The organism is Paenarthrobacter sp. RAF54_2 (genome assembly GCF_052113945.1).
Classification (GTDB): domain Bacteria; phylum Actinomycetota; class Actinomycetes; order Actinomycetales; family Micrococcaceae; genus Arthrobacter.
In genome coordinates this window covers 146,717-156,995 of record NZ_JBFRDV010000010.1, presented here as the reverse complement: position 1 = coordinate 156,995, position 10,279 = coordinate 146,717, and the positions used below count along the sequence as shown (strand labels likewise).

The following is a 10,279-nucleotide window of genomic DNA, read 5'->3' as shown; positions in this document are numbered from 1 at the left end:
GTCGATTCCAAGGGCGAGACGCTTTTGACCAACAACCAACAAAAAGAATTCCATCGCGTGGCGACTCCATCCCGGTCTGGAGCAGCTCCCACACGGGACGAGCTCCTGATCTTTGGCCAGGATCGGCTGACACCGCTTCCGCCCGAAAAAAGCCCCACTCAACGGGCAGCCCAGGGGGAGACGTATTCGGATTACCTGGTGTGGTTCGGTACGGGAGCAGAACAGCGGGCCATTTCTACCGCCGCACGGAGTATGAAGTATGGCGTGGACGAAGGTTTTGGCGGAGCTGTCATTGTGTTTCGTGACGTGACCGACGTCGTCCAGGCCCTCGCGGCCAAGGATGAACTGGTTGCCAACGTCTCGCACGAATTCGGGTCCCCGCTGACCTCGATCCTTGGCAACTTGGACTTGGTGCTCCGGGGCGATGAAGAGCTCTCGGATAGAGCGAGGACCCGCTTGGAAGTCGCCGAGCGCAATGCGGAGCGGCTCCGCGTTCTGGTGGACGATCTGCTCATGTCAGCCGCCGCAGTGGAGAGCATCCACCTTCGGCGTACAGACGTCGCGGGCCTGGTTGAAAACAGCCTGGTTTCAGCCCACGCGCAGGCGGATTTTGCCAATGTGGGCCTTGTGGCCGATGTACCCTCGCCGCTGTGGGCAGATGCTGATCCGTTGAGGTTGGGGCAGGCCCTGGATAACCTCGTGTCCAATGCCATCAAGTACTCCCCGGGTGGTGGACGGGTCACCGTGAGGGCCGCCCGGAACGACGGGTGGATCCAGCTGGAAGTTCAAGATACCGGCATGGGTATGACCACAGAGGAGACGTCCAAGATTTTCACGCGCTTCTTCCGGACAGGTGCTGCCCGGCAGGCCGCCATTCCAGGGGTGGGCCTCGGACTGTCCATTACAAAGTCCATCGTGGAACGGCACGGCGGCAGCATCACGTGCACCAGTACACCCGGAAGGGGCAGCACTTTTACTTTGTCGCTTCCGGCCACGCCATCCCAGGAGAACATGAAGGCATAGGCCCGTTCAGTGCATAAAGCCGCTACCGTCCCAGTCGCGGTCGTATTTACCGCACCGCGTGCAACGCCTGTAACGGCCGCTGCCATCCTCTGCTGATTCCACGTGCCAGGCGTGATTCAAGTTCAGTTTGCACATGAGCATCTTGAGCATGGCGCTCTCCGTTCTCAAGCACGTTCAACCACGCAAACCGTGATTGCTTCGTGCCCCCTCATTTTACGACTCGGTGTCGTAGTCTGAGGCGTAGTTGCGCCAGCTGCTGAGGAACGCGTCATGCCGGTTACTTTCATTGGGGGAATTGATGACAAATGACACGGATGGTCCGGCTTACGGCCAGCGGGATGTGCCACCGGTGCCGCTACAACAGCTACAGCCCTTCGCGCCGCCGGGCTCGCCTCCGTACGGATCGTCGCATCCGTTTGCCGCACCCGCTGCTGCTCCGGTGCCACACCATTACCAGCAGCCGCCTTTTCAGTACCAGCCCTACTACCAGCAGCAGCCCTTCCAACAACCGGGCTTCGGACCCCCACCCTTCCCGCAGAACCCTCCGCGGGAAAATTGGTCCAGCGGTTCCAAGAAGCGCTTCGGTCCGTCCTTTTGGATGGTCGGCGCATTGCTTGCCGTACTTGCTCTCGCCAACGCAGTGACGGGGAACGGCGAATCAATCCTGATCTTCATCGGCATGGCGGCGTTGCTGACGGGTATTTATTCGCTCATTTTCAAGAGGCCCTCCTGGGCTGCGTTACCCAGCAAACAGGCTGCGATAGTGATCGCCGTCGTGGGGGCCGTCTCGCTTTTCCTGGGCGGCGTTGCTGCCGTGGCTGAAGCGGTTCGTGATTCGGCGGTTGCCGCTGGTCCAGGAGCTGCTCCGCAAGCTCCGAACACCATCCAAGACGGGATCATCCAAGACGGGACGTGGATTGTTGGGAAGGATATCGCCCCGGGAACGTACCGAACCACGAAAGAAGTCACGCGGGCCTGCTCCTGGCAAATCACGCGCCCAGGCAGCATCGACAGCTCCGAGGGAGCTGTGACGAGTGGATTCCCCATGGTGAAACTGGTTCCGGGCCAGAGGTTCATCACCGAAGGCTGCGGAGGCTGGGCGAAGCTGTAAATTCCGCCCTGCAACCGCTAGCGACCTCCAATGCTTGTTTCCGTAGAACTATATTCCATGGAAGCAAAGTGTTAGAGTCTCTTCATGAACAAGGGCATCGAAACTGGGTTTCTATACCCTCTCTTCAGCGAACTGACCCGATTGGAAACTGAGCTCTGGGACGCGCTCGACAGCAGATTGCGCAAAGAGCATGGCCTTCCAATGAGCAGATTTGAACCGATGGCCGTCGTCGATCGCCTGGGTACGTGCCGGGTTTTCGATGTGGCCTCGGCTCTTGCGATTACCGTCGGAGGTACGAGCAAGCTCATTGACCGGATTGAAAAGGCCGGACATTGCCGTCGGAGAAACAACCCGGACGATCGCAGATCCTCCCTCATCGAGCTAACGGTGGACGGTCGCACGCTGCTGGAACGGGCCAGGAAGACTGTTGAGGCCGAGCTGGATCTACGGCTGCATCCCGTGCTTACCGAGCAAACCACGCATGATCTCGTGGAACTGCTGGGCCGGCTGCGAAATGCCAATCGGTCGACGGCGGCTGCCGAGCGAGCGAGCTGACCCGCTTGCGGGACCCCGAGTTCATCAAGTAATACCCGCAACCAGCGGTGTGTGCCGTAGCCAATAGAGACGTGAAGGAAGCAGCAAAATGACCGAAGAGCTCCGCGGACGCATGGACCGATTCGTTGAATTCATCAATTCAGCCGACGACAAGATTGGTGACGAGATCATCTCGCCGTCGGCAACATTCCATGTGCCCTTTCTGCCAGAGCCAGTGCAGGGTCCCAGGGGCTACCTCGAAATCATCGGAATAATGCGACAGGCGTTTCCCGACGTCCAGTGGTCACTGGAGGAAACCATCATTGAAGGAAACACGGTTGCCGCACGATTCATCCTTCGTGGCACACACCAAGGGGACTTCCTCGGCGTACCTGCAACAGGCAAACCAATCCAAACGCAGGCAATGAACATCTATCGATTCACAAACGGTCAAATCAGTGAAGAGCACGGTCTCCCGGACCTCTTTGGGCTGATGATGCAAATCCGACAGGACTAACTCCCGTACAGCCCCAGGTGGTTCAGCCGGTGAATTCGTTGGCGCCGAGGGCGAAGTCCCAGTGACCCACTCCGTTGCCAGCGAGGCCCACCGTGACCAGGCCCATTCCTTCGAGCCAGTGCGCCATCTTCAGGCCGCCGACGTCCCGAGCGCGCAGGCCGAGGCTCTTGATGAACGCCGCAACGTCCGCCTTGGCCTGCGAATTGTCGCCCGCGATGAAGACGTCGGGCCGGCCCTTCTCCAGGACATTGCGGAAAATGGTGTTGAATGCCTTCACCACACTGGACCTGGCAGGGGCAATTTTGGCGACTTCGTACGCGATCGACGTCTCCTCCTTGTGGGCCAGCCCGTCGAACGTGGGGTTGAAGGGATTGCTGATGTCCACGATGACCTTGTCCGCCAGGGCGTCTCCGTACTCGGCGACGACCGGAACGACACCGTCGTACAACAAGGCCGTGATGACGATGTCCCCGGCAGGTGCGGTACCCCACGTACCCGCCGTCGAACCCCCGCCCAAAACCTTCGCCAGGTGATCGGACTTGGACTGATCGCGTCCCATGACCTCCACGGTATTGCCGCCCGCCACCGCGAGCGTGCCGATGGTGCGGGCCATGTTTCCGGTACCGATAATGGTGATGCTGCTCATGAGTTGTGCTCTTTTCTTGTTTTCAAGGTGTGCTTCAGAGTGCGGTGGTGCCGCCGTCTGCCACCAGTTCCAGGCCGTTGACGTAACTGGAGTCGTCGGAGGCGAGGAACAGGGCAACTGAGGCGATTTCTTCGGGACGGCCCATCGTTCCGCGGGGGATCAGGGACTCGAAGGCGGCCTTGGTTGCGTCGTCGAAAAGTTCTGCCTGCTTGGCTGTGGCGACTTGGCCGGGGGTCAGGACGTTGACGCGAATCTTGCGGTCGCGCAGTTCGTTGAGCCAGACGCGGGCCCAAGCTTGCTGGACGGCTTTGCTTCCCGCATAGAGGCTCCAGCCGGGGAAGGCGCCGAGGGAGGCGTTGGAGCCAGTCATGAAGATCGAGCCGTTGTCGTTGATCAGCGGCAGTGCCTTCTGCACGGTGAAGAGGGTGCCGCGCGCGTTGAGCGAGAAGGCGCGGTGGAACTGTTCTTCGGTGATCTCGCCGAGGGCGGCGGGTTCGCCCATTCCGGCGCTGGCCCACAGCACGTCGATCGAACCCTTCTCGCGCTTGACGGTTTCGTACAAGCGGTCCAGGTCGTCCAAGTCGGCCGCGTCACCTTGGACGGCGGTGACATTACGGCCGATCAACTCGACGGCGTCATCCAACGCTTCCTGCCGCCGGGCCTGGATGAAGACGTGCGCTCCTTCCTCGACGAACAGTTTTGCGCCTGCCAGCGCCATGCCGGTGGATCCACCGGTGATCACTGCGACCTTGCCATCAAGCTTTCCCATGAGTGCTCCGTTCATATTCGTGCCGATGCTAAGTACACCGACCTGTTTGCTTAACGTATCCACGACCTCGAGCCATGCGCAAGTTAAGTACACCGATCCGTACCATTTTTGAGATAAGCTGGTTTCATGACGGATTTGGAGAAGGGGCCTCGGGGTCTGCGCCGCGGTAGAGGTGCTCGGGAGCGCATCCTCAGTGCGTCACAACAGCTGTTTCGCGACCAGGGCATCAACTGCACCGGGATGGACCAGGTCTGCTCTGTGGCTGAGGTGTCCAAGCGAACGCTTTACCAGCACTTCCCCGGCAAGGACGATCTGATCGCCGAGTGCCTCCGCCAGTTCGATCCCGATATCCTGCCCGAGGTCTTCGACCGCACCGACCTCACAGCCCGCGAGCGGCTCCTCGCCATCTTCGACATCCATGCGCCCCTGTGCCCATTCATCGCTGCGGCCGTGGAAATCCCCGACCCCGGCCACCCGGCGCGCACCTACGCCCGCGATTACAAAAAAGACTTTGCCGCCCGGCTCATCGATACCGCCCGCGAGGCCGGCGCCAGCAACCCCGAAGAGCTCGGCGAGCAACTGGCGCTGCTCCTGGACGGCGCCTCAGCCCGCAGCCGGGTCCTCAACACCGATACCTTCGCCACCGCTGCCGCCATCGCAGCCGTCCTGGTAGACAACGCCCTCCCCAAGGCAATGGCAGCCGCCGTTACCACCTCAACGGGAATCTAACGGACTCGGACAACCATCGGTGGCATTCCATAGCTCCCTAAGCCCAATTACTGTCATACGCGTGTGATTCGAGTTGTGATCTTCACGTGTTTTGACCTGTCATGTCTTGCCATACCTAATGCAATAGGCGAAGATGAGGCCATGAGCAGCCCCTTCGGACCACGCATCGGTCTACGAGCCCACTTTGATGCGATGAACATGGAAGTCCCCGAGCTGGTTCAGGCCCTTCGGGATCTCCTGGGTGCGCGACTGGTTGCCTATTTGGGGTCGGTCAAGGAAACACGAGCGGTGAGGCAGTGGGCTGACGCAAACGATCAGAGAAAGCCGTCCGCTTCGGTTGAGAACAGGCTGCGGGCCGCCTACCAGATTGCAGGCACACTTCGCGAGGCCGATTCGGCCGCGGTCGTTCAGGCCTGGTTCCAGGGGATGAACCCGCTACTCGACGACCTGTCTCCCGCAAAGGTTCTACGTGACGAGGATCCGGACGAATCCGGACCTAAAGTGCTGGCAGCAGCAAGGGCCTTCGCTTCCTCTTCCGCCGCGTGAGTGCCGCATCGCTTCAGGGGGAATCCACGGATTGCACTGTCTGGCGAGTCGGATTCCGCCCGTATCCATGGGCGTGGGTGGACTGGAGCCGGGCGGAGGACGGGCGGTTCCAGGGCCGGTGGGATGACCCCGACGGAGAGTTCAGAACCATCTATGCTGGCGGAACATTGCAGGCTTGTTTGGCGGAGGTGTTGGCGAGTCTGCGACCGTCCGTGGAAACGGCGGCCGAGATGGAAGACATCGAGGAGGATCTGCACGACGCAGAAATGTATCCCACCTGCGCCGCCGGATTCATTGCATATTCCTGGCTGGAGCCACGCATCGCATCGTCAGCGACACTGACCGGGCAGTTCTGCAACATAACTGCCATGGCCACCATTGCCGGGCTACGACCGAGATTCATGTCCATGGCGAAAGCTAAAGAGTATGAGGACTTTGATGCGGCGACCCTGAAGGACAAAAGGGCAAGGCCCATCACCCAGGCAGTCTCCAATTACATCTGGAGCACCGGGTATTTTCATGGCATCCGCTTCAATTCCCGCTTGGGTGACGACATTTCCCTCTGGGCAATCTACGAGCGACCGGACGAACTCACAGGTGTCAGCCCTCAGATAAGCGGCATCGAAATGCACCACTTGTCACCCGAAGACCCCGCTATTGAGGAGGTCTTCGAACTCTTTAATCTGCGGTGGATTGACTAATTTCGCCACTACAGGCTTCCCATCGGGTGAATGCAGGAGTGCGAAGGCGGGTCAGTGAAGTCACCACCGTGAAATAAGCCGTGGTTCCGGGGCCTTCCGCCGCGGCGGTTGTTGGCCACGAGCGTCGGTTTTATTCGGGCGCCTCGAGCCGCTCCTTAAGCCGCCTGTGGCTCGCTGGGGCACCCCGCGAGGCGAGCTGACGTACGGCGGGCACGAGCGCCTTGCCGAAGCCGTGCCCTTCGAAATCGAGCTCGAACGTCACACGCGACCTCGCGCCGTCGTCGAGCGGCTCGACGTCGATGCTCGCGTGAGGGCGGATCGGGCCCTCGACGCCGTGTGCGGCAAACCGATGGGGCGGCTGAACCTCCGTGATCTCCTGGGTCATCGTTCGCTCGTTGGGTCCAATCCGCCGGGTGGTGGTGAACCGCGACCCGACCTCCCTGCCGCCGTCGCCCTCGAAGTGCACCTCCAGGACGTCAGCCTGCCACTCCGGGAAGCGCAGGGGGTCGCTCGCATACGCAAAAACCTCATCTGGCGGACGGTCGATTTCTATGGTGTGCGTGAGTGCTGACATGGCTCCTCCTTCTCCTCCATCGTCTCTCAGTCCAAGCGAATTCGACCCGTCAAGTTTGGATCAATGAGAGGGGAGACCATGGGTCAGCCGCGCGCCACCCAGTCCGCGTTCGTCGACCGCCACACCGCCGCGGAAACGAATGTGAGCCCGACGATCTCAAGCGCGCCACCGGCCACGGCGAACCACTCGTTGCCGACGACGATGTTGGTGACGTGGCCGATGGTCCAGCAGATGATGAGCGCGCCAGCCCACCACGGCACCCCGACGGCGCGGCCGGCCAGGGTCACCGCGAGGCCGAGCAGTAGCGTGCCAATAATATTGCCGATGGCGAAGAGCAGGTAGAACGGCTGGCCCCACGTCCCGGCGGGTGACGCATCCAGGGCGGCGGCCGCATCCACGCCGCTCGTGGCCAGGGCGATCCTGTCCAGGTTGGCGAAGCTGATACCGAAGTAGCTGATGTAGCCGGAAACCATGAGCGCCACAGCCCACAAGGACAGTCGCGGACGGGCCGGACGAAGCAGTCGCAGCGCAGCGGGAAGCCCGAGCACTGCCAGCAGTGATCCGACCAGAGCGAACATGATGGCTGCCAGCAAGGCACCGGGAGCCGCAGCGGCGAGCTCGAGGCCACCGGCGGAGCTGCCCGTGTCGCTGAGGCCGGTCGAGGTTGATGCGCCGGCGTAGAGCGAATTGCAGACTAGCTGACAGACGAAGGCAACCGGCAAGGCGATCGCGGCGCTGCGGCGTCGGAACCCGGCGGTGGGATCGAGGACTGGATCCGGATCAGAAGCCGAAGCATTCATGGCCCGACTTTACGGCAGTGCACCAGCAGCAGGAAGGGGCGTGAGTGTTCGGCTCATGCTGCCACCGCTCCGAGGCGGCCCCGCACAGTCCGGGTCCTCAACACCGACACCTTCTGCCGTGCAGGTTCCTAGTTCCGCCGGGTGGCGGTCCTTGCGGGCAGACGCCGGCGAAGCCGCACCATGCCGTAGAGGGCCAGGAGCACGCCGAGCAGGCCCAATGCCCAGCCGAGGGCCGGCTGGGCGGTCACCTCCATCCAGACGGTGACGACCAGCAGGACGACGGCCCAGAACCCGAGTAAGCCGATGATGATGTCGAAGTCCTCCCCGGAGCGGGTCCGCCGGTGTTCACGGCGGACCCTTCCATCGTTCTGGTTCGCATTCACTTCCGTACCTGTCACTTGACTGCGCCCGCGGTGAGGCCGGCTACGATCTTGCGCTGGAAGACCAGGACCAGGATCACCAGCGGAATCGTGACGATGGTTCCGGCAGCCATGATGGCGGTGTAGGGAATCTGGTTCGGCTGCGCTCCGGCGAAGTTCGCGATGGCCACCGTGACCGGCTGGGTTGCGTCGCTGGATAGCTGGCTGGCGATCAGGAATTCATTCCAGGAGGAGATGAACGCCAGGATTGCCGTGGTGAAGATCGCCGGCGCCGCGAGAGGCATGATCACTTTGCGGAACGCCTGGCCCTGCGTGCAGCCATCCACCCGGGCCGATTCCTCCAGCTCCCAAGGCATTTCGCGGAAGAAGGAGGTCATGGTGTAGACGGTCAGCGGCAGCACGAACGAGATGTTCGGGATGATCAGCGCCTGGTACGTGCCCATCCAGCCAATGTTGGTAAAAAGCTGGAAGAGCGGGGTGATCAGGGCAACGCCCGGGAACATGGAGGCTCCCAGTATGAAGCCCAGCACGAGGTACTTGAATCGGAAGTTCAGCCGCGCCAGTGCGTAGGCGGCGAATACACCAATCAGCAACGAGACAGCCGTGACGACCACGCCGATAAACACACTGTTCAGCAGTGCCTGACCGAACCGGTTGCCGAAGGAAGTATCGAAGGCAGTGTTGAAGTTATCCAACGTGACGTGGGTGGGAAGGATCGAGGTGTCGTAGGTGAAGCCGACATCGCGGAAGGCCGTGACCACCATCCAGTACGCGGGCGCCAGACACCAGATAAGGATGACTGCGGCGCTGATGTAGGTGCGCCCCTGGGCCCACTTCTCACGGTTCTGGGCCATCTTGCGGCCCCTGTCCTGTTCTGCTCTCAGGGCAGTTGTGGCTGTCAGAGTGCTCATTTCTTCCCCTTCCCGGTCGCGCCGCTTTGTTCGACGACATTCGCGCCCAGGAAGCGGACGAAGATGAAGGCGACGATGAAGATGATGATGAACGTGATGGTCGATAGCGCTGCCGCCGAGTTGAACCCTTGCCTGATCTGGTTGATCACCAGGATGGACAGTGTGGTGGTGTTGTTCGCGCCGCCGGTCAGGATGTACGGGAGGTCGAACATACGCAGTGCGTCCAGCGTGCGGAACAGGATGGCTACCATAAGCGCCGGCTTCACCAGCGGGAGTGTGATCATCCGGAATCGCTGCCATGCAGTGGCACCGTCCACCTTGGCAGCCTCATAAACCTCGGCCGGGATCATTTGCAGGCCGGCGAGGATCAGCAGCGCCATGAACGGCGTCGTCTTCCACACGTCGGCGATGATAATCGCCCATTTTGCCGGCCATTCACTACCGGTCCACAGGATGGTGGTGTTGAACAGCTTGTTGGCGATGCCTTCGAAGGCGAAGATGAAGAACCACAGCTTGGCCGTGACGGCAGTGGGGATGGCCCACGGCACGAGCACGGCGGCGCGGACCAAGCTCCGGCCCTTGAAGGTGCGGGCCATGATCATGGCCATCCAGAAGCCCAGTACGGTTTCCAGGGCCACGGTGACAACGGTGAAGAAGAAGGTTGTTGCAGTGGCTGACCAGAACTGGCCGCCGAGGGTTCCCGCCGGACAGGCCGCGGTTCCGCCGCCCGGGGCTGAACATTGCTGGGCGATCCAGTTGACGTAGTTCAGGAGGCCTGCCGGGCCGCCCGCGGCGAAGAGTCCAGTGGCAGGATCGAGTCCGGCGTCCTTCTGGAGGGACATGACAATGGCGCTGATGATCGGGTAAACGATGACGATGCCCAAGGCGATGACGGTGGGGGCCAGGAGCCAGGAAGCCCACTTGCCTTGACTGAGGATCTTGTTGTCCTCACCTACGCTCTTGGAGCCGCGATGGCTGGGGGTACCGCCCGACGCCGGTGACTTGACCGGCGTCGGACCTAATTGGGTTGTCATGGCA

Annotated in this window: 14 protein-coding genes; 7 read left to right on the top strand and 7 right to left on the bottom strand. The window is 61.5% G+C overall.

What is annotated here, in order from left to right; all coding sequences use genetic code 11:
* The 4 genes from AB4Y87_RS12450 to AB4Y87_RS12435 form a co-directional block, all read left to right on the top strand.
* On the top strand, positions 1 to 1,023 hold a 1,023-nt coding region (locus AB4Y87_RS12450), incomplete at its 5' end, for a sensor histidine kinase (RefSeq protein ID WP_442004649.1).
* Positions 1,024 to 1,321: 298 nt separating this feature from the next.
* A complete protein-coding gene (locus tag AB4Y87_RS12445; RefSeq protein ID WP_442004648.1) occupies positions 1,322 to 2,134 on the top strand; it encodes a hypothetical protein in 813 nt (270 codons plus the stop codon).
* An 84-nt stretch (positions 2,135 to 2,218) separates the two neighbouring features.
* Complete coding sequence (locus AB4Y87_RS12440) at positions 2,219 to 2,689, top strand: MarR family winged helix-turn-helix transcriptional regulator (RefSeq protein ID WP_442004647.1); 471 nt, start codon at positions 2,219 to 2,221, stop codon at positions 2,687 to 2,689.
* An 88-nt stretch (positions 2,690 to 2,777) separates the two neighbouring features.
* On the top strand, positions 2,778 to 3,185 hold the full coding sequence (locus AB4Y87_RS12435; RefSeq protein WP_442004646.1) for an ester cyclase: 408 nt from the start codon (positions 2,778 to 2,780) through the stop codon (positions 3,183 to 3,185).
* Between the two features lie 22 nt (positions 3,186 to 3,207).
* Here the strand turns inward: AB4Y87_RS12435 and AB4Y87_RS12430 are convergent, their stop codons facing one another.
* On the bottom strand, positions 3,208 to 3,831 hold the full coding sequence (locus AB4Y87_RS12430) for an NADPH-dependent F420 reductase (RefSeq protein ID WP_442004645.1): 624 nt from the start codon (positions 3,829 to 3,831) through the stop codon (positions 3,208 to 3,210).
* A 34-nt stretch (positions 3,832 to 3,865) separates the two neighbouring features.
* Entirely contained in the window at positions 3,866 to 4,600 is a 735-nt protein-coding gene (locus AB4Y87_RS12425) for an SDR family NAD(P)-dependent oxidoreductase (protein ID WP_442004644.1), read from the bottom strand.
* A 126-nt stretch (positions 4,601 to 4,726) separates the two neighbouring features.
* Here AB4Y87_RS12425 and AB4Y87_RS12420 point away from each other — a divergent pair, with 126 nt between their 5' ends.
* From AB4Y87_RS12420 to AB4Y87_RS12410, 3 genes are all read left to right on the top strand, one after another.
* On the top strand, positions 4,727 to 5,329 hold the full coding sequence (locus tag AB4Y87_RS12420) for a TetR/AcrR family transcriptional regulator (RefSeq protein WP_442004643.1): 603 nt from the start codon (positions 4,727 to 4,729) through the stop codon (positions 5,327 to 5,329).
* A gap of 141 nt (positions 5,330 to 5,470) precedes the next feature.
* Positions 5,471 to 5,875, top strand: coding sequence for a hypothetical protein (locus AB4Y87_RS12415; protein ID WP_442004642.1), 405 nt, complete (start codon positions 5,471 to 5,473; stop codon positions 5,873 to 5,875).
* Positions 5,872 to 6,576 (top strand): RES family NAD+ phosphorylase, encoded by a 705-nt coding sequence (locus AB4Y87_RS12410; protein WP_442004641.1) that lies wholly within the window; start codon positions 5,872 to 5,874, stop codon positions 6,574 to 6,576. Before AB4Y87_RS12415 ends, AB4Y87_RS12410 begins: the two co-directional genes overlap by 4 nt.
* A 130-nt stretch (positions 6,577 to 6,706) precedes the next feature.
* On the opposite strand, the gene AB4Y87_RS12405 is transcribed toward AB4Y87_RS12410, so the two are convergent.
* From AB4Y87_RS12405 to AB4Y87_RS12385, 5 genes are all read right to left on the bottom strand, one after another.
* Complete coding sequence (locus tag AB4Y87_RS12405; protein ID WP_442004640.1) at positions 6,707 to 7,150, bottom strand: SRPBCC family protein; 444 nt, start codon at positions 7,148 to 7,150, stop codon at positions 6,707 to 6,709.
* 83 nt (positions 7,151 to 7,233) lie between these two features.
* Positions 7,234 to 7,950: a hypothetical protein gene (locus AB4Y87_RS12400; protein ID WP_442004639.1), complete on the bottom strand. Its 717-nt coding sequence runs from the start codon at positions 7,948 to 7,950 to the stop codon at positions 7,234 to 7,236.
* Positions 7,951 to 8,078: 128 nt separating this feature from the next.
* Positions 8,079 to 8,333, bottom strand: a complete 255-nt coding sequence (locus tag AB4Y87_RS12395) for a hypothetical protein (protein ID WP_442004638.1) — start codon at positions 8,331 to 8,333, stop codon at positions 8,079 to 8,081.
* A gap of 11 nt (positions 8,334 to 8,344) precedes the next feature.
* The gene (locus tag AB4Y87_RS12390) at positions 8,345 to 9,241 is read right to left on the bottom strand and encodes a carbohydrate ABC transporter permease (protein ID WP_442004637.1); all 897 of its coding nucleotides are present in this window, start codon (positions 9,239 to 9,241) and stop codon (positions 8,345 to 8,347) included.
* Positions 9,238 to 10,275, bottom strand: coding sequence for a carbohydrate ABC transporter permease (locus tag AB4Y87_RS12385; protein WP_442004636.1), 1,038 nt, complete (start codon positions 10,273 to 10,275; stop codon positions 9,238 to 9,240). The genes AB4Y87_RS12390 and AB4Y87_RS12385 overlap by 4 nt, the downstream gene beginning before the upstream one ends.
* Positions 10,276 to 10,279: the final 4 nt, after the last annotated feature.